The organism is Nostoc favosum CHAB5714 (assembly GCF_020829495.1).
GTDB lineage: Bacteria > Cyanobacteriota > Cyanobacteriia > Cyanobacteriales > Nostocaceae > Nostoc > Nostoc favosum.
In genome coordinates, this window is record NZ_JAIVFQ010000034.1 from 36,937 (window position 1) to 63,526 (window position 26,590).

Consider the following 26,590-nt stretch of genomic DNA (forward strand, 5'->3'; position numbering starts at 1 on the left):
ACGAAACACCACTTAATCTTAATAAATCTTAGATATTCTCAATAGTTTTGATTTTTTGCAGACGCTTTCTTTGTTGAGCTTTTCCATCTGCAATTTTTTCGGGTATATTAGCCATCATATCATGAGACAGTTGTTTATTTTCGTTCTGTTCCAAAGAATTTGCTAAAGAGTTGATGGTTGGATATCTAAATAGGTCTAGGAGAGACAAGTTTCGTTTGAGCACTTCACGTAACTTGCTATTAACTTGAACTTGAAGCAATGAGTCACCACCAAGTTCAAAGAAATTATCGTAAATACCTATCTCTTGAATTCCCAGGATATTTTGCCAAACTTTGGCAATAGTTGCTTCTAATTCATTTCGAGGTGCTACATAATCATTTTGTAAATTAGGACGTGGATAACTTCTTGTTGAAGCATATTTATCTTCTAAAAATGCTAATCCTTCTTCCAGATTTTCATTATTTGAAAAATCCTGATTTCGTAAAGATTCAACTTTTATCCATTGCTGAATTCTTGCTTGTAAATCTCTAGTAGAAACAAGAATTTGACTCACTTCATTTAGCGTTAACAAACGTTCAAATACTTCTACACCAGCCTTAGAGGTGATCGGATATTTAGACAAATTTGCTTCAATATTTATATCTTGTTTTCCCCCTATTTCCCAATCATCCCAGTTAACACTACTCCAACAGCAAGATTTAGTTTGGTTATGTTTGTGAACATAAGCATCCATAAAAATGTTAGCGGCAGAATAGGAAATAAATCCTAAACCTCCTAAAATAGATGCTAAAGATGAAGTAAATTGACAAAAATCAAGGTCTTGTTGCTGTAAAACTTTTTCTAAAACAAATATTCCAAATACTTTGGAGTCAAATTGCAATTGAGCCAAGCGATAAGAAGTTTCTTCAATAGCGCAATGTGCTTCTTCGCTATTACCTGCTGCATAAATAACGCCGTTAATCGTACCAAAGCGCTCATTTACTATTGCGATCGCTTTTTGCATTTGTTCTTCATTTGCCACATCGGCAGCGATCGCTAAAACCTCAGCACCCAAAGCCTCAATTTCTTGTACTTTGCGAATCTTATGGCTAATGCTATCCTCTTGATCGTGAGTTTCCAACCATTCTTGCCACTGGTCTTTTTCGGGAAGTCCCTTTCGTCCAAGCAGAACCAATTTCGCCTGGACAGTCTTTGCGAGATATTCCGCCAATACTAAACCAACACCTCCGAGTCCACCAGTGATTAGATAAACTCCTTGTTTCCTTAACTTAGTTTTACCAGTAATATTTTCATCTAAACGGATAGGCTCGTATGTTTGAACCCAGCGATGATTTTTGCGATAAGCAATTAAATTGTCAGTTGGCTGTGCTGTAAATTCGGCAAGTAGATAATCAATATGCTTTTGTGATGGCTTATGTCGCGATGCCAGCACAATATCAAAGCAACAGCAGCTAATATTAGGATATTCCTGGGGAATTACTTTGCACGGACTTAATATCGTTGCTTTCTCAGGACACAAAATCTCTGAACCAGTTACATCATGTACATTACTGGTGACAACCATCAGTTTAATCGGCTCAGTGAGATTTTGCTGTCCCAAAGCCTGTGCTAAGAAGACAAGACTGTACAAACCGAGATTTTGATAATCTTCAAAAAACTGACGCTTTAAGTGTATCTGTCCGTCTGGCTCTTGGCGAGTTAAAGTATCGTCAGGTGTGATGGTCCAAAAGTGCGCTATCTGTTGTGGCTTCCAATCCTGCTCTTGCAGTCCTTGGAGTAAAGCATCATAGTCATCTTTTTGTTGGGGATTAATTGTGTATGTATGGTCGTCAAGTCTGGTAAATTGCTCTCCCAGCCCCACTATTACCACATCCTGCCCCTTTTGTCTGAGTTGCTCGGCAATTTCAGAACCAACTCCGTATGTATCTACAAAAACTAACCAGTATGACTTTTGCTCTAGCAATTCTCCCTTTTTGAGAAGCTCAAGTGGCGTAGATTCTTTCCAACGAGGAACGTAGAACCAATCAGCAATATCTGGCTTCCTACCTGAATTGGTCTGAGATATCATTGCTAAAGTAGCATTTCTATTTACCTCAATCCAGTAACGTTGTCGTTCAAAAGGATATGTTGGTAAAGGAATACGATGACGGCGCTCATGAGTGTAAAAACCCGACCAATCTACTTTTACACCAAATAGCCACAGCTTACCTAAACTATTAAGTAAAAATGCCACATCAGACTCTTGCTCTTGAGGGTGGCGAAGTGATGTCAGCACTGGGGATTCTTCTTTTTGATGCTGTTTAACAAAAGTGCTTAACGTTCGTCCTGGCCCTACTTCCAAGAATAACGTTTCGGGTGTTTTCGCTAACTCAATAATTCCTTCGCAAAAACGTACAGGCTGTCTGAGATGTTGTACCCAATAATTAGGATCTGTTGCTTGGGCTGTTGTAATCCAAGTACCGCTGAGGTTGGATATAAAAGGAATTTTTGGGGGATTAAGTTTTAGTTTTTGTAAAAATTGGACGAAGGTTCCAATGATGGGTTCCATCATTTGAGAATGAAAAGCGTGGGAAGTATGCAAACGCCTACAGCTAACACCTATTTGTTGTAGTTCCTGTTGCAATTGCTCTATAGCTTCTGTGCAACCCGATACCACGCAGGAACAAGGTGCATTGCTCGCTGCGAGAGATACTTCCTGCTCTAGCAGTTTTTGTACATCCTTTTCTGGAAGCCCAATCGAGAGCATAGAACCATCAGGCAACTGCTGCATTAGTTTTCCTCGCGTTGCCACTATTGCCAAGGCATCTTCTAAAGAAAAAACTCCAGCCAAAGTGGCAGCTACATATTCTCCTATACTGTGACCAATCATCATCTCAGGGCGTACACCCCATGCCATCCACAACTTGGCTAAAGCATATTCAATTACAAACAGCGCTGGTTGAGTAATTGCTGTTTGTTGCAATTTTTGTGTTGCTTCTTGAGCTTTTTCTTCGTTGGGATAGAGAACTGTACGCAAGTCCAATTCCAACTGAGGTTTGAGCAGTTCGCAGCAGTAATCAACTTGCTCTCTAAATACGGCTTCGGTCTTGTATAATTTCCGACCCATATTTACATATTGCGAACCTTGTCCGGAAAACATAAATACAATCGGGCGGTTACAAGGTTCTTGATAATGTGTGAAAGCTCTTTGAGGGTCTCGCAATGCATTAATTGCGTCTTCCTGATTTTGGCAAACTACCATGCGGCGATGATTCAAATTCCAGCGACCCACTTGTAAGGTGTGAGCAACATCGGCAAGATTTAAATCTGGATGTTCCTGGAGATAATTAGCCAGATTTTCTGTAGCAGTTGAGAGTGCTGTACTTGTCTTGGTTGAAAGTAATAATAACTGCCAAGACCTTGAAGGGCTAGAAGGTTTAAGTATGGGAGCTTCTTCTAAAATTACATGGGCATTTGTTCCACCAAAACCAAAGGAACTAACACCCGCACGGCGAGGAGTACCATTAGTTTTCCACTCAGATAATTTGTTATTTACATAGAAAGGACTGTTCACAAAGTCTATCTGGGGTGATGGTTCTTCAAAGTTTAAGCTAGGCGGGATTTGTTTGTGTTTTAAGGCTAGTACGGTTTTAATCAAACCTGCAACCCCAGCAGTTGAATCTAAATGCCCAATATTGGTTTTCACAGATCCAATACGACAAAAGCCTTTCTTTTGAGTTTTCGCACGGAAAGCCTGCGTTAAAGCAGCTATTTCAATGGGATCGCCTAGTTTAGTACCTGTTCCATGTGCTTCAATGTAGCTAATAGTATCAGGTTCAACTTCAGCCATAACTTGAGCCGCCCTAATTACCTTCGCTTGACCATTTACGCTCGGTGCTGTGTAACTAACTTTATCTGACCCATCGTTGTTAATCGCAGAGCCTTTGATGACCGCATGGATGCAATCTCCATCTGCGATCGCTTCTTCTAAACGTTTGAGAACTACAAGACCCAAACCCTTTCCTTTTACGGTTCCCGCAGCCTTTGCATCAAAAGCACGGCAATGTCCATCGGGAGATTCGATTCCTCCCTCCTGATATAAATAACCATCTGCTGTTGATATTGAAACTCCTCCTGCTAAAGCAATATTACACTCACCACTGAGCAGACTTTGGCAGGCTAAATGTACAGCAATTAATGAACTTGAGCAAGTGGTTTGCACCGCATAACTGGGTCCGTTTAAGTTTAATTTATAAGAAGTAAGTGTAGTAACGTAATCTGGAGAAGTTCCCTTTTCTATCTGTGCATCACCGACAGAGGCTACAATATCGTAATTTGAATAAATGTTAAGTAGATAACTGCCAAGGCTTGTACCAGCATAGACACCAATAGGCTTTTTATATACTTCAGAGCTATAACCGGCATCTTCAAGTGCTTTCCATGAATGCTCCAAGAAAAAACGCAGCGAAGGGTCCATGACTTCAGCTTCTCTGGGACTGAAGTCAAAGAATGAAGCATCAAACAAGTCTATATCTTTGACTACACCCTTTGCTTTTACATAATTTGGGTTGCTTAATAAAGCAGGATCTACACCTAAATTTTTTAATTCTTGGTCGGTGAATATATGTATCGATTCTACACCATCTCGAAGATTTTTCCAGAATTCATCAATATTGTTAGCATCACAAAAACAGCCGCTCATGCCGATAATAGCTATTTCCAAACCAGTTTGATTATTTAAATATGCTGAATTTTCCATAGGTGAGTTGTCCATAAATAATGTTAACTATTGGCCTATTGCTTATTAGCTATTTATTAAACATTCTGTTGTTGATTGCGTAAAAAGCGTTGCTTTAATCTTCTTTTACCAAATTCTAACTCTTCATTTAATTCATTGCTTTGATTTGCGAATACATCATCTTCTTCTTGGTTTAAATACCGAGATATGGAGCTGATAGTTGGATATTTAAAAAGATCAGTTATAGCTAAGTCTGGTTTAAATAGTTCTCGCAGTTTACTGTAGACTTGAAGCACGTTTAAAGAATGACCGCCAAGATCAAAAAAGTTATCTTCAATACCGACTTTTTCTACTTTAAGTATTTTCTGCCATATATCGGTAATTGTAAGTTCCATGTCATTTCGCGGTAACACGTAAACTGTTTCTAATTCTGGACGAAGATTATCTGGTTTAGGCAAAGCTTTACGGTCTATTTTTCCACTTGGCGCTAGAGGTAAATTATCCAGCATCACAAAGGCAGAAGGAACCATGTGGTCAGGTAATTTTTCCTTCAAGAAGCTACGCAGTTCGCTAATACTAGGAGATGGCTCTATCTTTGCAACCACATAGGCAACTAATACTGTGTTATCTACTTCCTCTTGATAAGCCACAACTACATTTTCACGAATATTCGAGTGCTGACCAAGAAATGTCTCTATTTCACCAAGCTCAACCCGGAAGCCACGAATTTTTACCTGATGGTCAATACGTCCGAGAAATTCTATGTTCCCATCGGGAAGCCACCTGCCTAAATCTCCTGTTTTATAAATCAAATCTGCACGATTTTCTGGTAACTTCTTCCTTCCATCTATAAACGGATTCGGAACAAAGCTTAATTTAGTTTTTTCTTCGTTTTTCCAGTAACCAGCACCCACACCAATTCCCGATACACAAATCTCTCCTGGAACACCAATCGGTAATAATTTCATTTGCTCATCCAGAATGTAGAGATTTAAGTTCACTAGCGGTTTTCCAATTGGAATTGTTCGCTGATTTTCTGGTAAAGGCTTGTCAACGATAAACTGGGTAATATCATCAGCAGCTTCGGTCGGGCCATAAGCGTTAACAATTTTGATTTGCGGATATACTTGAAGCCACTTATTTACCCAATTAACCGACACAGGCTCCCCTACAACCATCATCCATTTCAAATGAGGCAATTCTCTTTTGTTATTTGGTAGCCCCGAAGTATATTCAAGCAACCCGCCAAATAATGCAGGTACTAATTCAACAACTGTTATTTCTTCTGATTTGAGTACTTGAAATAGCTTATCAGGAATTGCAACAGTTTCAATATCTACTATTACCGTCCTTCCGCCAATTAATAGCGGTGCCAAAAACTGCCAAACGGAAATATCAGTTGAAGAAGGGGCGCTTTGGAGAAAACAAAATTCCTCGGTCAATTCCAACTCATCGAACTGGGCATAAATGTGATTAACTGCACCATCATGTCTAACTATTGCTCCCTTGGGTAGTCCTGTGGAACCGGAGGTATAGAGCATGTAGGCTGGGTCACTAGCATCGTTTATTTGTTCTAAGTTGTCCTCGGGAAGGTTAATAAAACCAAGTTGATCGTATATTGTTAGTTCCTGGTTATGAGTTAGTTGTACGCTTTCGGGAATAACCCCGTCTAAACAAATAATAGATTTTAATTGAAAAGAGTTATCTATTAATTCTGTCAAAACAGTTAACAAGGAAGTATCAGTTAAAAGAAACTTAACTTCACTATTAGATAACATATATTCAATTCTATTTGACGGATAAGTACTGTCAATCGGTACGTAAGCACCACCAGCCTTATATATAGCCAGAATAGCGATAAGAAAATTTATATCACGGTCTTTAAATATGCCTACAAACTCACCTTTCCTGATTCCTAGCTTACGCAAAATTACAGCTAGCTGGTTAGCTTTTTCATTTAACTCTTGATAAGTTAATTTCGTACCTCCATCAACTACTGCTATATTGTTAGGGGTTTTATATACCTGTTGCTCGAATAACTGATTTATTGTCTTATCGACTGGATATTCTTCATAGTTATTATTGTACTGTTTCAATAATCGGTGTTTATCAGCTTCTTTCAAAAAAAGAATATCTGACATTTTAGTGTTCACATTATTGATAATATTATCAAGAACATTAGTATAGTATCTGCTGAATAATTTGATATTATCATTTTGAAAAAGATTTTCACTGTACTCTATACTAGCACTAATAAATTCATCATTAATTGAAAAAGAAAATGTAATATCATTGTTGAGATAATTTAAATCATTTTTATTATGAATATTTTCTAGTAAAACCACTATGTCAAAAAGTGGACAACGATTAGAGTTTGTCGGTATCTCCAATAACTGAATTAACTCATCAAAATTGCAGTTTTGATTGTTAAAAGCATCTAAGATTGCGTCTTTGACTTGAAACAGATAATTTTTGAATGATAGTTGAGGTGTTACCTGAGTAAGCAAGGGAATAACTTTGCGATTTAAATCATTTGTAGCAATCTCTTCATATACAGGTATCCCAACAAGAATATCGTTATTTCTAGTATATTTTTGCAGCAATATATTCAATGCAGACACCAGTATCCAGTAAGTTGAAAAATAAGAACCTTTAGTTAGCTTAATGATTGCTTGAGATAAATCATTTGATAAATCGAAACAAAATAGTTTGCTTCTATCACTAAACAGTATAGGTCTGAGATAATCCAGCCTTAAATTTGTTTCTGGTAATTCTCCTGATAATTTATTTATATAATAAATTTTTTGTGACAATAATTCATCCGAGTGTAAATGCATAATCATTACTTTCCTTGATAACAAAATAACTTACAAAAGTTATAGATAAAACTCAATCTTTGATAACTAGTAATTTTTCATTTGTGATATTGACTTCTCAACTGTTATAATAATCATTTAATTTATTGTATCAAAATTTAATGACATTTCTTTTTCTAACGCTAATAATTTAATATGGGTTTTTTGCTCTGTAAGCAACAATAACTCCTTAATACGTACTTTAGGATTCTTCACCATACCTTCGAGCAATATTTTTAAATGCTCCAATATATTAATGATTGTTGCAGCATCAAAGCGGCGAAAATCATAATTAATTCCAATCGTCAGTTCTGAGCCAGGATAGCCAACTATATTTAGAGGATAGTTTGTTTTATAATAGGTAGTTTGCTCAGAGATGTTTAGACTCCCCCATTCTTGCAGAAACTTACCTGTTTTTTGGTTCTCGAACACCACAAAGCTCTCAAACAATGGTACATTACCCGGTACTTTACTGCACTTTTGAATATCTACCAGTGGAGAATACTCATACTCTCGAATTTCTATCAATTGAGTTTGTAATTGCTGAAGCCAAGATAATAAATACTCGTCGAAATCTATCTTGATGTGTACTGGTAAGGTATTAACCATTTCCCCTACCATTGACTCCGATCGCTCTAAATCTACTGGACGACCAGAAGTAGTACAGCCATAAATTACTTCATTTTTGCCACTGTAACGACTAAGGAGTATAGCCCAAGCTCCCTGAACTAATGTATTCATAGTCAGGTGATGCTGTCTTGCTAATGAATTTAGATTCTTTGTAGTTGCTTCTGATAGACTGATTTGTATATCCTCATAGCGTTCTTCTAAATTAGACAATTTGTTTGAGTATAAGTTAGTTAGGGGAGTAGGCTCTTTTACTCCATTTAGTTGTTGTCGCCAAAACTCCTCTGCTTTGGATAAATCCTGCTGTTTCAACCATTTAATGTAGTCTTTAAAGCAACTGCCATCTGCTAAGGGTGCATCTTGACCCCGACAATATGCTTCATAAATTTCAATCACATCATTTAATACCAATGGATATGACCAACCATCTAGAATGATCAGGTTGCTACTCCAAACAAGATAGTAAGCGTGTTCTTGAATCTGGATTATAGCCACACGCATTAGAGGTGCTTGGGAAAAATCAAAACGCCGCAAGCGATCGCTGTCGATAAAAGATTTTAAACGCTCTTGTTGTTCTAATGAATTGAGTTCCTGCCAATCCTGGTACTCTACAGGTACTTCTACTTGCTGATGCACAACTTGTAATGGTTTATCTAATTCTTCCCAATAGAAGCTGGTACGCAAGATTGTGTGTCGGCTTGTGACTTGCTGCCAAGCGTATTTAAAAGCAGCAAGATTCAGATTGCCACTAAAAGTGTAGACAAACTGCATATGGTATAGTCCCATTTCCGGGGCGTGCAAACCATGAAAGAGAATACCATGCTGTATTGGAGATAGTGGGTATATATCTTGGATATTTTCTCTCATTTTATTTTATTACTCCTTGAGTTGATTTTTCCCAAAAACCGTTCAAGGTCTTGTTGGTTTAAGTCTGCTTCTGGAAAGTCAAATTGTATTGGTGTAAGAGAGACTAAATCTGTGATGAGTCCTTGTTCAGCTTTGTTTACCTTTCTTATAACTGCTACAGGTGCTAAATCAGCAACTGTTTGATGTTGAAATAACTGTTTAACGGTCAGTTGTAAACCAGCTTTGTTGGCTCTAGTGATAACTACAATACCAAGGATAGAATCCCCACCTAACTCAAAAAAGTTATCCAAAATACCCACTTGTTTTACACCAAGCACTTCTGTCCAAATTTCAGTCAGCTTGGCTTCTACAGAATTACGAGGTGGTACTAGCTCTTTGTCTAATTCTGGTCTTGCTGTATCAGGTGCGGGTAGTGCTTTACGATTAACCTTGCCATTAGGTGTTAGTGGTAACGTCTCCAATATGACAAAAGCTGTTGGAACCATGTAGTTTGGCAACTTTGATTTCAGAAAGCTACGTAGTTCAGTAATTGTTAGTGTTTGATCTTTCTGAGGAACTATATATGCAACTAGTCGTTGAGAATCTGCTGAATCTGAGCGTACTACAACTACTGTTTCTTGTACTCTTGCGTCTTGTGTAATGAGCGTTTCAATTTCTCCAAGTTCAATGCGGAAACCACGTACTTTAACTTGGTTATCAATCCGACCAATGTACTCTATTTCTCCATTTGGCAGATAACGTGCCAAGTCTCCTGTTTTATACAAACGTGTAGTTTCTTTACTAAATGGGTTGGGTATAAATTTCTCTGCTGTTAGGTCAGGGCGCTTGAAATAGCCTCGTGCAACACCATCTCCACCGATATGCAATTCCCCTGCTACACCAATAGGAACTAACTGGCTGTATTGGTCTAGGATGTAAAGTTGTGTGTTGGCGATCGGGTGACTAATTGGTACAATCTTACCATCAGTTTTTATTTGAGATGCTGCTGACCAAATGGTGGTTTCTGTGGGGCCGTACATATTCCACAAAGAGGCACACCGATGCAATAATTGATTAGCTAAGTGTCCAGGTAAAGCTTCTCCACCACAGAGAATTTTTAATTGATGATTTCCACTCCAGCCTGCTGTTAGAAGTAGTTGCCAAGTAGCTGGTGTGGCTTGCATAACTGTAGCTTTTGAGTCTATCAGTTTTGCTGACAACTGCGTTCCATCGGAGGCGATTTCTCGACTGGCGACTACCAAGCGAGCACCTACTATGATTGGTAAGAAAAGTTCTAGCGCAGCAATATCAAAGGATATAGTGGTGAGTGCTAGTAAGGTATCTTCCTCAGTTAAACCTGGGGTTTGCCTCATTGAGTACAAAAAGTTGCTCAAAGTGCTGTGGGGGATTTGTACGCCTTTAGGTTTGCCTGTTGAACCAGAGGTGTAGATGACATAAGCTAGGTTATTAATACTTAGTTCAGAGAATAAATTTTCCTTGCTTTGTTGGGCAATGCTCTGCCAGTCGGTATCTAAACAAATGACTTGCGCTTTGTGTTGGGGTATTGTCTCCACAAACGACGCTTGAGTGAGCAACACTGGCGCTTGAGTATCTTCTAGTATACAAACTATGCGTTCTTGAGGATAACTAGGGTCTAATGGTATATATGCACCACCTGCTTTGAGGATGGCTAATAGTCCGATTACCATATCAAGCGATCGCTCTACACAAATGCCCACCAATACCTCTGGTTTCACCCCCAACTGTTGCAAATAGTGTGCTAATTGATTTGCTCTAGCATTTAGTTCCCAATAAGTTAGTTGTTCATCCTCAAACACAACTGCTATTGCATCAGGTGTGCGTTCTACCTGCGCTTCAAACAATTGATGAATGCATTGCTGTTGAGGATATTCAACCTCAGTGTTATTCCACTCCAGTAATTGCTGATTTAACTCATCAGTCGTTAATATTGGTAAATCTGATAATTTTGCTTGTGGATTTGCTACAATCCCCTGTAGCAAAGTCCGGAAATGCTCTATTATCCGAGTAATAGTTTCAGCATCAAACAAATCAGTGTTGTATTCTAATAACCCCCTCAATTCTGATGCATCCACTATGTGCAAAGTTAAATCAAACCTAGCAGTTTGAGTATGAGTAGGCAGCCAATTCAAAGTTAAATCAGGTAGTGTCAATTGCTTTTGGGTGTCTTCTTGCCAAGCAAACATCACCTGAAACAATGGCATCTGACTGAGATTTCTATCCGGTTGCAGTTCTTCCACTAATTGCTCAAAAGGGATATCTGCATGGGCATATGCACCCACGCACACCTGGCGCACTCGATTCAGCAATTCCAAAAAACTGGGATTACCACCAAGATGAGTCCGTAGCACAAGGGTATTGACAAAAAAGCCAATCAGCCCTTGAATTTGACCTTGGTTGCGGTTAGCAACTGGGGAGCCAACGCAGATATCTTCTTGCTCTGTATAGCGATAAAGCAAAGCTTGGAAGGCTGCCAGCAGAGTCATAAATAGAGTTACCCCTTCGGCGTTGCTCAAATCCCTGAGCATATCAGTTAAGCTCGCTGATAGCTCAAAAGAAGCTACTGCGCCTCGGAAGCTTTGAACTGGCGGTCTGGGACGATCTGTGGGTAGGGCTAAGGTTGCTGCACCTGCCAACTGTTGTTTCCAATAATCAAGCTGCGTCTTTTGTAATTCCCCTTGCAACCATTGACGCTGCCAAATTCCAAAGTCGGCGTACTGAATGGGTTGTTCAGGAAGAGGAGATATTTTATTTGTAGAAAAGGCTTCATAAAGTACAACTAATTCACGGATGAGTACTCCTATAGACCAGCCATCAACAACAATATGGTGAATCGCAAACACCAATAAGTATTCTTCTACATCTATTTGCAGCAACACAACTTGCAGCAAGGGAACAGTTGTTAAGTCAAAGGGTTTTTGAGCTATTTCTGTTGTTAACTGCTCGATTTGTGCTTGTCGTTCAACTTCTGGCATCAAGTCCAATTTCACCACTGGCAACTTTACCGTTACAGCGGGATGAATCACCTGAACTGCTTGTTCTTCAACTATTTCAAAAGAAGTACGTAAAGCTTCATGGCGTTGCACAATTTCGTTGAAACTTTTTTCTAAAGCATCGACGTTTAGCGCACCCAAGAGTTGTACACACGCTAGTTCACTGTAATAAGGATTGTCGGGGTCTAATTGATGGAGAAACCACAGGCGTTGTTGAGCAAAAGATAGGGGAGCAGGACTGATTTGGGAACGTTTAGGAATGACTTCTAATTGAGATTCAACTTCACCCCGCAGCCGTTTTTCGAGGAGCGATCGCTGAGTGGATGAAAGTTTTGACCGTCGTTGTAAAAGTTTATCTTTTGTGTTGTCCATAATGCCCCTATCAAGCTACAAGCACTTCTAATTGAGAATTTTGACGTTTACATATTCAGGCAAGGGTTGAATGCGTGTGAGGTCATTTTCTAAAATTTGCAAATTTCCCTCCTTGGCAATTTCTTGGAAGCCTGCAAACTTGTAAGAGACGTACATCATTCTGTTGCGATCGTTGGAAAGAAACTCAGAACGCAGACGAACATTGTTATTTTTAGCCAATGTCATAATATAGTTCAGCATAATTGTGCCGACACCTCTAGACATCACACGACAAGACATCAACAAAAGTTTTATAGTCCATATTAATTCTTGGCATTCCACAAGAATTAAGCCAATTTTACCGTAACTACCGTACTTATCATCCAAACTTGCAATTAAAAGTTTATGCTTGTCTGATTGCCGAAAATGATTTAGTTCGTTATATGAGTATGTATAGCCAGTTGTATTAAGCTGGTTGGTTCTGACTGTTAATTCTTCGGCTCTTTGCAAATCCTCTTCTTGGGCAGAAGAGATAGTAAAAGTCATATTGAGTGTAGCTAAAAATTCTTCTTGAGTGCCAACAAACTTTGTTTCAGAATTATTTCTAACTATATCACTAATATACATTAATCGTCTTATTTTTGAATCTTTCGTAATAAAACGAGGATTCATTTCTGGCATATCTAGCAAATCTGCTAGTTGAGCCACATTAATACAAAAAACTTCAGGCAGTGAAAAATTGACTTCTTCCAGTTCAAATAATTGGTCATCTATAAAAGCAAATGTATCAATACCCAGGTTGAGGGACTGAGCAATTTCCTGAATAGAACTAGATTTGGAGTTCCAGTTTATTTGGGGATAAAGAAAATATTCGTGCAATTCAAACTCTTGGAGTTGTGCCATTGCTTTGGCGGCATCATTTTTACTAGCGATAGATTGTAAAATGCCACGACTATCCAATATTTTGATAATCTCGACTACCTCGTTTCGCAAAGAAACGCGATTATCTTCCAACAACACACCATCCCAAAGCGTATTATCCAAATCCCAAACCACACATTTAATAGCTTTTTGAGCAGCTTGTTTATTATTTAAAACTTCAGCTTTAGTACTACTCATGTTTTCACATCCTTGCCAATATTTTTTGAGGCACAGTAGGAGTAGATTGTGACATATACTCCTGATAACCGTAATCAGCAATGGTTATCTGTTGTATTTGCGTGCTTCCTTCAATTATTTCCATGATTTTGGCATCTCGCAAATATCGAGCAACAGAATATTCACTTGTGCAACCATTGGCACCGTGGATTTGTACAGCATCATTGGCAATTTTGGTTGTGGTTGTAGAGGCGAAATATTTAGCAATTGAAGTCTCCATTATGGAAGTAGGATCGCCAATTTGTTTAAGATAGCCAGCTTGATAGCACAATAACCTTGCTGCTTTTACATTAGCTATCATTTCAGTGATCATTTGTCGAATCAATTGGTGTTCTTTAAGATAAACACCAAACTGTTGTCGTTCACTTGTATATTGAATACAAGCTTCTAGACAAGCTTGAGCAATACCAACAGAACCCCACGCTACACTATATCTTCCATAATCTAGTGCAGAAGAAGCAACATAAGAGAAACCGAAACCTAACTTGCCTACTAAATTTTCTTGGGGAATTCGACAATCTTGAAAATGTAATTCTGCTAACATGGAAGCTCTAACACCCAAGATCCCAGAAATGGGTTTTATTGAAAGTCCTGGGCTATTGTTTTCCACTAAAAAAGCAGAGGGTTTACCCGAACATTGGGCAAATACTAAAAAAACATCTGCAATTTGTCCGTAGGTAATCCACTTTTTCTGCCCATTTAAGATATAAGAATCACCCGAAAGTGTCGCCGTGGTTTCTATACTTTTGGCATCGCTACCCACGTTAGGTTCGCTTAAGGCGAAAGCAGCTACCACTTCACCAGATGCTAACTTGGGAAGCCAATACTCTTTTTGAGATTTATTACCCCATTTACACAAAGCATAACTAACCATACTGTGAACAGTGAGCAAGCTTCGTAGCGAAGAACATCCCCGGCCAATTTCTTCATTCAGCAGCCCATAGGTAATAATATCTATACTTTTCCCACCAAAATCCTTAGGTAATATCGCACCTAAATATCCCTGATGAGCGAACTTTTCAATAAGTTTGGGAGGAGTATACTCTTCTTGGTCGTAGTGATTTGCGTCAGGAACAATCTCTTCGTTGACGAAAGTTCTAAATTCAGCTTGAGCGTTTTTTTGTTGAGCAGTCAATTCAACTTTCATTTTTTGACTTCCATATACAAATATTCATCAATGTCAATAATTTATGCTGGCGTCACTACATTTGTTTTGCTTTCTACTAAACGAGTCATCGCATTTATTGTTTTAAAATTCGCAAAATCTAAATCTTCATTTTCAATAGTAATTTTAAATTCTTGTTCAATGAATAAAACAAGTTGCATGGCAAACATAGAATTAACAAAACCAAGAGCGAAGATATCTTCATCTAGCTGTAAGTCATGGTTACGAAAAAAACGTGAGAGAAATTCTTGAATTTTTGCTTGAGTTTGTTGCATTTTTAATTTACCTGATTCTAATTGACTTCAAGATACTACATTATAAGTATAAAAACCCTGTCCACTCTTGCGGCCATGCAATCCTGCATCTACCATTTTTTTCAGCATTGGGCAAGGTCTGTATTTGCTATCATTGAAACTTTCATACAAGACTTCGATGGAGAAAAGAATTGTATCTAATCCAATTAAGTCAGCAGTTTCCAAAGGCCCCATTTTGTGACCAAAACAATTTTTGAAAATTCTATCCACTTGTTCAATTGAAGCAACTTGATCTTGTAGCAAGAAAATAGCTTCATTTATCGTCAACATGAGAACTCGGTTGGAAACAAATCCAGGTGAATCATTGACAAGGATGCTTTCTTTACCCATCTGTGACAACAATTCTTTAGCTGTCGAAATTGTTTCATCAGATGTGTGATATCCACGAATCATTTCCACCATCGGCTTCATTGGTACCGGGTTCATGAAGTGCATTCCAATAACTTTGTCAGCACGTTTAGTAACTGAAGCAATACGAGTAATGGAAATGGCAGAAGTATTGGCTGCAAATATGGTACTTTCAGGACAAATAGCATCAAGCTGGGCGTATATCCCTTTTTTAATATCCCATTTTTCCGTGGCATTTTCAATCACAAATTCTGCTGATTCCAGAAATTGATAATTGGTAGAAAATTTAATTTTATGCAGAATATTCTCGGAATTTTCTACTTTTTCATTTTTATTGAAAAATCCTTGAAAACGAATATTTTTTTTGATTTGTGCATTAGCACGTTCCAAGATTTCTTCGGAAATATCTATGAGAATTACTTGATGACCACTTTGTGCTAGGTTTTGGGCTAACCCAATTCCCATTACACCTGCTCCAACTACACCGACAACTTGAATTTTCATGATTTTTATCCTGAACTGACCTAATTTGACAATTGCACATTAAGAGTTTTATCTCTTTCCCAATTGCCAGATAATTGCTCTATTTCTTCTATGAGAATTTCTTCAATTACTAAAGCTAACTCATCTACAGTGGGTGCTTCAAAGAGAGAACGAACAGGTAGTTCTACTTGGAAATGTTTGCGAACCTGAGAAATAAGTACAGTTCCAGTGAGAGAGTCACCACCTAATGCAAAGAAGTTATCATGAATACCGATTGGCTCAATACCTAGTAACTCTTGAAAAATATCAGCCAGTCTAGATTCTACATCGCTACTAGGAGCGACATAAGCATTCTTTAAATTTGGTCTGGAGTGGCGAGAAGATAAATTGACTTGTTGAACATAATTTTTCTCTTGTAAAGATTCTAGCTTAATCCATTGGTTAATTCTAGATTGTAAGTTACCAGTTGAGACAACTATTTGATGATATTGACTCCCCAATAGAATACGTTCAAGGGCATTAATACCTTCTTGGGGCTGGATGGCGAATTCTGCCAAACTTGTACTAGCAAATATTTGTTGTTTGTCTGTTGGAAATTGCCATCCATCCCAGTTAATGCTCATCCAAGGAATAGGATTTTTCTGATTGTGCTGGTACGCAAAAGTATCGATGAAAAGACTTGCTGCTGAGTAACTAACAGAACCTAATCCTCCTAAAACAGAGGTTAAGGAAGACATCAATAAACAAAAGTCAAGTTTTTGGGATTGCAAAGCTTCTTCTAATATTAAGAGTTTTTGTCTCTTTTGTTGAAATTGCTGTTCCCAGTTTTTTGGATCTATTTCTGGAATAGAGGTGAATAATTTCTCTAGAGGTATCTTCACTGTGTGAAATACGCCGTTGAGTTGACCAAGTTGTTCTTCGGTTTGAATAATAGCACTTTGCATCTGTGCTAAATTTACCACATCAATACTTTTAATTGAAACTTCTGCACCCAGCTTTTCTAGTTCCTGCACTTTTTGAATCTTGCGGCTGATGTTATCTTGCTCATCGTGAGTTTTCAGCCACTCTTCCCACTCCTCTCGGTTGGGAAAATCTTCTGCTTCTAAAATTAGGAGTTTTGCTTGTAGTGTCTTTGCTAAATGTTCAGCTACCACAAGTCCTATGTCTTCAATTCCACCAGTAATTAAGTAGACTCCTTTTTCTTTTAACTTTGGTGTTTCAGGGATATTTGCATCTAATTGCACAGATTCAAAAGTTTGTATCCAACGTTCCAAACCACGGTAAGCAATCACTGAATCAGAAGAATTGGCTTTGAGTTCCGTTAGTAGTTTGCTGATAAATTTCTCTTGTTGCCAATTTTCTGATAAGGGAATAATAACATCAATGCTGCGACATTTAATATTTGAATATTCTTGGGGTATGACTTTAACAAGTCCAAGTAATGTTGCTTTTTCTGGACAGAGATTTTCGACTCCAGTGACAGCTTGCATGTTGTTGGAAATGACTGCAAGTTGTAACTCATCGGTAAAGTTCTGTTTTCCTAGCGCTTGTGCCAAAAACAGCAAACTTTGGAATCCTTGGGCTGTGTTAAAATCTACAAGTTCTGACTGTGTGACACTCCACAGATGAATAATTCTGTTTGGTACGAAATTTTGGGTGTGAAGTTCGTGAATCAGAGTGTTGTAATCATCCCTTTGTTGAGGGTCTATTGTATATGTACACCTACCAAGGTGTTCTTTTGAAGATTCGCTAAATTGCTCCCCAATTTTGACAGTAATTACCTCATGACCTTCAAGTTCGAGTCGCTTGACAATTTGAGCGCCTAACCCATAGTCATCTACAAATACCAACCAGCGTTCTGCTTGTTTGACGTTTGACTGTGGTGGTAGTGAACGTTTCCAGGAAGGAATGTAGAACCAGTCAGCAATGTTGGGCTTTTTGCCAAATGAAACTTCATGCGTCTTGTCTGGTTTTTGTTCGTGAAGTAATGCTGTAAATGCTGCTGGTACTTCGCGTGTTGTTTGCGTAGTAGCCTGAGCGACAATTATGTGGTCTGTGAAAGGTGCGAATTCTGAGAAAGCTGTCACCTGTAAAAAACCATGAGATTTGAGTTCTTGTTGCCATTTCTCCTTAGATAAAAAGGGATTGCACATATTACCATCGCCATCTGCATCTTCTATCGGATTCATCAGTAGCGCGTCAATGAACTCAAATTCTAACCTGGGTTGAGTTGTTTCCCAAAATAGAAGTAAACCTCCAGGAGCGAGTAAAGAGCGAATGCGATCAAGAGTTTCTCCAATATTTTGAGCGACGTGCAGCACCTGGAAAGCTACAATTACATCAAAGCTGTGGCTTGAGTATCCTTGTTCTTGTAGCGATCGCTCAAGGTCTAGTAACCGATATTCGATAAATGGATAATCGCTAAACTTCTTTTTGGCTGCATTCAGGAAAAAACCTCCCACATCAGTAAAGGTATAATTAGTTTTTTCTGATGGCAGTATGGGTAATAACTCTGCCGTGCCTGTACCAGTTCCAGCGCCAAGTTCCAAAATTCTCAGATTGACTTGAGGAGGTAATGCTTTTAACACCTGTTCTAAGCATACCCGCATGATTGAGTTGTAATATTTATTTTCAGGGGATTGTTGAACTGAAAATTCTCCTGACTTTAATAAGGTAGAAACATGAAACTCCAGTGGTTCTTTTTTCCCAGTCAGCAGAGCTACCATATTTTCGCCATATAGTTGCAGCAAATCTATTTGTTGCAGTGTGTCTGCCCATTTAGCTCTGACTTCTACCAAAAGCTCACTCACAAAGTCTGTTGATATTGGAATAAAATTAGTAAATAGCTCTTGTTCTCGATTTAACTGGCCTTGCTCTACCAATATTTCCAGCCATCGACTTAACAATTCTTTATAAGTAGAAATAATCTGACATTGGTCAAATAATTCTTCCGAAGAATACTTTTTATTGGGATTACTAAAAGCTCCTAAACGTGTTAATGCAAGATTAATATAAGCAATACATAAACGGTCTAAACATTCTCTTTTCTGTTGAGAAATCTGCTGATCAAATTCCAACGCCCCTGCACTAGCTTGAATTTGACCAGCTTCTACCAGAGATTGCCAAAGCTCTGATACTGTTAATTTGGGTTGGAAAATTGTTTGTACAGATGATAATTTTTGCGGTTCAATCCAATATCTTTGTCGCTCAAAGGGATATGTTGGCAAGGGAAGGCGATGTCGGCGCTCATGGGCATAAAATCCCGACCAATCTACCTTGACTCCTTCAAGCCACAGATGTCCTAATGTGTTGAGGATGAAAGCAACGTCAGACTGGCGATCGTATGCATAACGCAAGGAAGATAATATTGCTTTGTTAGCATCACCAACATTATCTAAACATTGCATCGCCAAGCTGCTTAATGCTTGTCCTGGCCCTATCTCCAACAAAATAGGACTGTGTTGTGTCCACAACTGATTTATTCCATCGGCAAAACGCACGGCTTGGCATAGATGCTGTGTCCAGTAGCCGGGATTTGTGGCTTGCTCTGCTGTAATCCAAGTTCCGGTAACATTTGATAAATAAGGAATTTGTGGTGGTTTGAGATTGATAGTTTGCACCAGTGCGGTGAAAGAATCAGCGATCGCCTCCATCATGTAAGAATGAAAGGCATGAGAAGTCTGCAATTGCCGACAGGCTAACCCCTTAGCACTCAATTCACGTGCCAATTCCTCTACAGCCTGTGTAGTTCCAGCAAGCACACATTGAGATGATCCATTAACTGCTGACAAGGAAAGGTTTTCATTCAAGAAAGGTTGCACTTCTTCTTCTGTTAAGGGAACCGCTAGCATTGCTCCCCCTGGCAACTCTTGAATCATTTGCGCTCTTTTGGCAACAAGAGTAATCGCATCTTCTAGAGACAATACTCCAGCTATTGTTGCTGCGGTATATTCACCGATGCTGTAACCAATCATTGCTACTGGACGAATGCCCCAGGATATCCATAATTGAGCTAAAGCATACTCAATGGCAAACAGTGCTGGCTGAGTGAGATAGGTTTGATTTAATTTTTGGGCGGCGGGATCTGGTGATTGGGAATCGCGACCAAGCATTTGGCGTAAATCGATACCCGATTTTTCTTTTGTTGCTTCTTGCTTGGCACAGGAAGGAGGATAAATAACTTCTTTGAGATTAAGACCCAACAGAGGTTGAAACAAGGAGCAACAGCGATCCAGATGTTCGCGGAAAGTTGGTTCAAATTGGTATAATTCAGAACCCATATTTACATAATGAGTTCCCAAACCAGTGAACATAAAGGCTACTGGGCGCTCATTCATGTCCTGAGTGCTAGTGAGGACTCGTTTGGGATTTTGGAAAGCTGCGATCGCATCTTGAGTATCTTGACAAACAACTGTCCGCCGATGGCTCAAACCATGTCGCCCGACTTGCAATGTATAAGCGACATCTGCAAGATTGAGTTCTGGGTGCTGTTGCAGGTGATTAACCAAATTTGTAGTCGCCGTCTCTAAAGCAGAGTCAGTTTTGGCAGAAACTACCAGCAATTGATACTTTCTCCCCTGCTCCCCTGCTCCCCTGCTCCCCTGCTCCACTTCAGGCGCTTCTTCTAAAACAACATGAGCATTAGTCCCCCCAAGACCAAAAGAACTGACTCCAGCGCGGCGTGGTGTCCCGTTTGTTTCCCATGCAGATAGTTGAGTATTAACGTAAAAAGGGCTGTTGGCAAAGTCTATTTCGGGATTGGGTTCTTCAAAATACAAGCTGGGTGGTATTTGTTGATGCTTTAAAGCCAAAGCTGTTTTAATTAAGCTCGTCACCCCAGCAGCAGTATTCAGATGGCTAACATTGGGTTTGACGGAACCGATCGCACAAAAACCCTTTTTACTAGTTCCGGCACGAAACACTTTATCTAGCGCTCGAATTTCGATTGGGTCGCCCAAGGCTGTACCAGTGCCATGAGTTTCAATGTAGGTAATGGTATCAGGATCAAAGGAGGCGATCGCTTGAGCTTGAGCAATGACTTCTGCTTGACCTGCAACACTTGGTGCTGTGTAGCTGACTTTCACTGCACCATCATTATTAATAGCTGAACCTTTAATTACCCCATAAATATAGTCGCCATCTGCTACAGCATCCTCTAATCTCTTCAAGACCACAATCCCCACGCCTCTGCCAAAAGGCCCGCCTTGGGCCTTAGCATCAAAGCTACGAGTGTGACCATCAGCAGAAGCGATTCCTCCAGTTTGATAGAAATAACCTTCTACTTGGGGAGTTTGGATAGCGATACCACCAGCCAGCGCCATATCGCACTGATAACTTAGCAGTCCTCGGCACGCCAGATGAACAGCTACTAGGGAAGTAGAACAAGTTGTACCAACGCTAAGGCTTGGCCCTTTGAGATTCAACTTATAGGAAATTCGTGTACATAAAGTATCCTTATCATTGCCAAGAGCAATTTGCATTCTTAGCGATTTCAAAAGGTCAGGATGTGAAGCAAGATTGTTGAGCAAATAAGTACTGAGGTTAGCACCAGCATATACACCCGTTAGGTTGTTATCTGCTTTTGGGTCATAACCAGCATTTTCTAAAGCTTCCCATGCACACTCTAAAAAAATTCGCTGTTGAGGGTCAATAATTTCGGCTTCTCTAGGAGAGTAGCCAAAGAATGAAGCGTCAAACATCTCGATATCTTTTAGCACAAACCCTGCTTTCACATAGTTAGGGTCTTGCAAAGAAGCTGCATCTACGCCTTGTGCCATTAAATCTTCATCATTGAAGAGTGAAATAGACTCCACACCATCACACAAATTCTGCCAAAACTGAGCTACGCTTTTGGCTCCAGGAAACCGACCTGCTGTACCAATGATAGCTATGCCTTTCAACCCATTATTCATAATACTTTCCTTCTTTGCTTCATCAGCTGCATTTCTTCAGCGATCGCCGCTTCTTGCCTCTTGGCACGCTCTTGCGCTTGCTCAAAGATTGGTTGTTCATTTTGTGTTTGGCTAAGATATCCTGCCAAAGCATTGATAGTGGGATATTCAAATAATTCCGATGTGGAAACGTTGCAATTAAAGGCAGCTTGCAGTCTGCTCCGCACCTGCACCATTAGGAGGGAATCACCCCCCAACTCAAAGAAGTTGTCGTAAATACCTACTTGTTCTGTCCCAATAAGTTCTTGCCAAATAACAGCAATTCTTTGCTCGATTTCATTTTTGGGAGCAACATAAGGATTTTGTAAATTAGGTCGGGGATGGAGTAATAATGAATTGGCTTTTTGGCTAACTGTTTTTGTCTGAAACGATTCCAAATTAATCCATTGATTAATTCTAGTTTGTAATTCTCCAGTGGATACAACAATCTGATTACTTTGACTCCAATTCAAAATTCTTTGAAAAGCTTCTGTCCCCTCATTGAGTTTGATTGCCAAATCTGCTAAACCAGTGGCAAAGTATGATTCACTTTGTTTGTTTTCTTTTACAGTTTGCCAAGCATCCCAGTTTACACTTGTCCACGGTATTGCATTATTTTGGTTATGTCGGTGAACAAAAGCATCCATAAAAATATTAACAGCAGAGTAAGTAATAAATCCTAATCCTCCTAAAACTGAGGATAAAGAAGACAATAGTACACAAAAATCAATATTTTGATTTTTTAGGACTTTTTCTAAAACAAACAGTCCGTACACTTTGGGCTGAAATTGATGTTTGCAATCAATCTGACTTGTTTGCTCAATAAATGAAAACGACTTCTCTTCAGTAATGCCAGCAGCGTGGATGACACCATTAAGCTTACCAAAAAGCGATTCACCTTGTGCGATCGCGTCTTCCATTTGCTCAATGCTGGCTACATTAGCACTGACTGCCAATACTTCAGCACCTAGCGCTTCCAGTTCTTGGATTTTCTGAATTTTTCTATTAATGTTATTGTGTTCATCATGAGTATTTAGCCATTGCTGCCACTCGTGTTTCGGAGGAATTTTTGAACGTCCTATCAAGAGGAGTTTAGCTTGTACTGTCTTTGCTAGATGCTCCGCTAAAGCAAGTCCAATTCCTCCAAGTCCACCAGTTATTAGATAAACTCCTTTTTCTTTTAATCTTGGTGTCTCTACCTTAGTTTCATTTAATTGAATCGGCTCAAAAGTTTGCACCCAACGATTACCACCACGGTAAGCAATCACTGAGTCAAAGGTAGGGTTTGTAAGTTCCTTCAATAGATAATTTGTCAGTTTTTCTTCTTGTAAACTTCCTTCTAAGGGAAGAATAATATCAATACTCCGACAGCGAATATTTGAATATTCTTGTGGAATGACCTTCACAGTACCGAGCAAAGTTGCCTTTTCTGGATAAAGGTTTTCTTCTCCAGTTACTGACTGCATATTATTAGAGATTACCGTGATTTGAAATTCATTTAAAATATTTAATTTATTTAATGCTTGTGCTATAAACAGCAGACTGTAGAATCCTTTTTCTTGAAATTTTTCAAGCTGTTCTAATTCTGATGTTATGTGATTTTGTGATGTAATGTTCCATAAATGAATAATCTTAGTTGGAAGTTTTTCTCGTGCAGACAATTCTCGAAACAAAGTATTATAGTCACTACGTTGTTGAGGATTGATCATGTATTTATTATCGTTCAGCTTGCTGAACTTAGACCCAATCTCCACACTAATTACGTCTTGATTGTGTATTTGCAGCTGTTGAACCAACTGAGAACTTAAGTTCAACTCATTAGTCAACACTAAAATACAAGATTTTTGAACTGCTAATTCTTTCTGTTCCAGTGGCGCTGGAGGTATGGATTGCTTCCATAAAGGTAAATAGAACCAGTCAGCAATATCTGGCTTTTTACCAAGTGACGCAGGTTTAATACCATTCTGCTGTCGCTGTTTATAGTTTTCAATCCAGTAACGCTGGCGCTCGAAGGGATATGTCGGTAAGGGAAGACGATGACGGCGCTCATGAGCATAAAATCCCGACCAATCCACATTTACTCCAGATAGCCAAAGCTTGCCTAATGTGTTCATTAAGAACGCTATATCTGAGTGTTTTTCTTGAGGATGTCGTAATGAAGATAATGCTATCGGTTCTGAATGCTTTTTGGCGAAGGTAGATAAAGTATGTCCAGGCCCAACCTCCAGCAGGATGCGATTTGGCTCTTGCAGTAATGCAGAGATTCCTTCCGAAAATCGAACACAGGAGCGTAAATGTTTCGCCCAATAATTTGGATCTGTGGCTTGCTCTGCTGTAATCCAGGTGCCTGTAACATTGGAAATAAAGGGAATTTTCGGGGAATTTAGTTTGACTTTACTAACTTCCTTCTGGAATGGCTCCAAGATAGTTTCCATCATCGGAGAATGAAAAGCGTGGGAGGTATGCAAACGCCGACATTCTATCCCTTGAAGCTGGTTTTGCAATGCATCTATAGCATCATTAGTTCCCGATACTACACACAAAGCTGGTGCATTACTAGCAGCTAAGGATAAATTTTCATTCAGTAAACCTCTAACTTCCGCTTCTGGCAGGGGGACAGAGAGCATCGCACCAGATGGAAGTTGTTGCATCAGTCGCCCACGAGCAGCTACCAGCTTTAAAGCATCTTCAACAGACATTATACTGGCTAAACAGGCAGCGACATATTCTCCGATGCTGTGCCCAATCATCGCTTGGGGAGAGATCCCCCACGACATCCACAATTGAGCCAAAGCGTATTCTATGACAAATAATGCAGGTTGAGTGATGTCAGTTTGTTGAAGTTTTTCTGCTGCGATTTTTGACTCAGACTCATTGGGATAAATTAGCGATCGCAAATCCAACCCCAAATCAGGTTGCAGCAATTGACAGCACAAATCGACCTGTTCTTGAAAAATCGGCTCAGTCTGGTAAAGTTCTTTAGCCATATCCACATACTGAGCGCCCTGTCCAGGGAACATGAAGACAATGGGGCGATACTCCTGCGGAGTCACTTCTCTACGAGAGGCTGCGCCAACGTGAACGCCATTTTCAACTGAGCGAGTCAAAACTCTTTGCGGATCTCGTAAGGCGCTGGTTGCATCCTCGATATTTTGGCACACCAGCACGCGACGATGATTAAATTCACCACGCCCCACTTGCAGGGTATGGGCAACATCCGCTAAGTTCACATTGGGATGTAGCTGGAGATGATTAGCCAGATTTTCTGTTGCAGTTTCTAGAACCGAGTCAGTTTTGGCAGAAAGTACTAACAACTGCCAGGGGCGAGAAGGACTAGACGGTTCCAGCACTGGCGCTTCTTCTAGAATGACATGAGCATTAGTCCCACCAATACCCAAAGAACTCACACCAGCACGCCGAGGGGTACTTCCCACTTTCCATTCTGTGAGGGTTGTATTCACATAAAAAGGGCTGTTCGCAAAATCGATTTGGGGATTGGGTTGCTCAAAATTTAAGCTGGGTGGTATCTGCTGATGTTTAAGGGCTAAAACTGTTTTAATCAATCCGGCAATCCCAGCAGCTGCATCTAGATGACCGATGTTTGTTTTAACTGAACCGACAGCACAGAAGCCTTTTTTGTTGGTATTGCTACGAAAGACTTGAGAGAGTGCGGCAATTTCAATGGGATCGCCTAAAGCTGTACCAGTGCCATGAGCTTCAATATAGTTGATTGTCTCAGGCTCAACTCCTGCCAGCATCATCGCTTCAGCAATCACCTCTGCTTGACCATTGACGCTAGGCGCTGTGTAGCCAACTTTACCAGAACCATCATTATTGATAGCTGAACCTTTAATGACAGCATAGATGCAGTCACCATCTGCTAGAGCATCGCTCAATCGCTTCAGGACAATAATTCCTACACCATTACCAATAGTTGTTCCCTGCGCTTTAGCATCAAAAGCACGACAGTGACCATCAGGAGAGAGTGTTCCTCCTGGTTCGTACAGATAACCTGTTTTTTGGGGTACGTGGATAGAAACCCCACCAGCCAAAGCCATATCACATTGATAATTCAACAAACTTTGACAAGCGAGTGTGGTTGCAACTAATGACGTGGAGCAAGCTGTTTGGACTGTAATGCTTGGGCCTGTGAGATTTAATTTATAAGAAACACGAGTTGTGAGGAAATCTTTATCGTTCCCAATTACCGTTTGGTAGCATTGGGCTGAACCCAGGCGATCGCGGTTTAAATCTAATGAATAATAGTTATTGAGGCTTGCACCAGCGTAAACTCCAATTCGACTTGTATACCTGGTAGAGTCGTAGCCAGCATTTTCCAACGCAACAGACGCACACTCTAAAAAAAGACGGTGTTGGGGGTCAGTAACTTGTGCTTCTTTAGGATTAAAACTAAAAAATGAAGCATCAAATAAATCGACATCTTCTAATACAGCACTGGCTTTAACATAATTAGCATCGCTCAGAATTACAGGAGCTATGCCGTCTAAGATTATCTCTTCATCTGTGAAAACAGAAATTGATTCGACACCATTTCGTAAATTTTGCCAAAATTCTTCAAGATTTTTTGCTCTTGGGAAACGCCCTGCCATCCCTACAATGGCTATTTCTTCGACTGATTCGTATTCTTCTGCACTACCCATTGTTTTTTTTTATCGGGTTCTTAAAATCAACTTTTTTTGGTTTAGTATGCTTTTTTATCTCTTTGGTTTTATCCAAAGATTACTTTTTGAGTTATGGCATCAA

Annotated in this window: 10 protein-coding genes; all 10 read right to left on the reverse strand. The window is 39.5% G+C overall.

From position 1 onward, the window contains the following. Nucleotides 1-28 precede the first annotated feature (28 nt). On the reverse strand, nucleotides 29-4,738 hold the full coding sequence (locus LC586_RS20890) for a type I polyketide synthase (RefSeq protein ID WP_229486620.1): 4,710 nt from the start codon (nucleotides 4,736-4,738) through the stop codon (nucleotides 29-31). 56 nt (nucleotides 4,739-4,794) lie between these two features. Next, nucleotides 4,795-7,560, reverse strand: coding sequence for a non-ribosomal peptide synthetase (locus tag LC586_RS20895; RefSeq protein ID WP_267921706.1), 2,766 nt, complete (start codon nucleotides 7,558-7,560; stop codon nucleotides 4,795-4,797). Between the two features lie 111 nt (nucleotides 7,561-7,671). After that, on the reverse strand, nucleotides 7,672-9,066 hold the full coding sequence (locus tag LC586_RS20900; protein ID WP_229486622.1) for a condensation domain-containing protein: 1,395 nt from the start codon (nucleotides 9,064-9,066) through the stop codon (nucleotides 7,672-7,674). Next, nucleotides 9,063-12,449: a non-ribosomal peptide synthetase gene (locus tag LC586_RS20905; protein WP_229486623.1), complete on the reverse strand. Its 3,387-nt coding sequence runs from the start codon at nucleotides 12,447-12,449 to the stop codon at nucleotides 9,063-9,065. Before LC586_RS20905 ends, LC586_RS20900 begins: the two co-directional genes overlap by 4 nt. A 27-nt stretch (nucleotides 12,450-12,476) precedes the next feature. Continuing rightward, nucleotides 12,477-13,547, reverse strand: a complete 1,071-nt coding sequence (locus LC586_RS20910) for an HAD-IIIC family phosphatase (protein ID WP_229486624.1) — start codon at nucleotides 13,545-13,547, stop codon at nucleotides 12,477-12,479. 4 nt (nucleotides 13,548-13,551) lie between these two features. Continuing rightward, a complete protein-coding gene (locus LC586_RS20915) occupies nucleotides 13,552-14,733 on the reverse strand; it encodes an acyl-CoA dehydrogenase family protein (RefSeq protein ID WP_229486625.1) in 1,182 nt (393 codons plus the stop codon). Nucleotides 14,734-14,774: 41 nt separating this feature from the next. Beyond that, nucleotides 14,775-15,026, reverse strand: a complete 252-nt coding sequence (locus tag LC586_RS20920) for an acyl carrier protein (protein WP_229486626.1) — start codon at nucleotides 15,024-15,026, stop codon at nucleotides 14,775-14,777. 27 nt (nucleotides 15,027-15,053) lie between these two features. Further along, the gene (locus tag LC586_RS20925; protein WP_229486627.1) at nucleotides 15,054-15,917 is read right to left on the reverse strand and encodes a 3-hydroxyacyl-CoA dehydrogenase family protein; all 864 of its coding nucleotides are present in this window, start codon (nucleotides 15,915-15,917) and stop codon (nucleotides 15,054-15,056) included. Nucleotides 15,918-15,937: 20 nt separating this feature from the next. Then, complete coding sequence (locus LC586_RS20930; RefSeq protein ID WP_229486628.1) at nucleotides 15,938-21,808, reverse strand: type I polyketide synthase; 5,871 nt, start codon at nucleotides 21,806-21,808, stop codon at nucleotides 15,938-15,940. Continuing rightward, nucleotides 21,805-26,487, reverse strand: coding sequence for a type I polyketide synthase (locus tag LC586_RS20935; RefSeq protein WP_229486629.1), 4,683 nt, complete (start codon nucleotides 26,485-26,487; stop codon nucleotides 21,805-21,807). Before LC586_RS20935 ends, LC586_RS20930 begins: the two co-directional genes overlap by 4 nt. Between the last annotated feature and the right edge of the window lie 103 nt (nucleotides 26,488-26,590).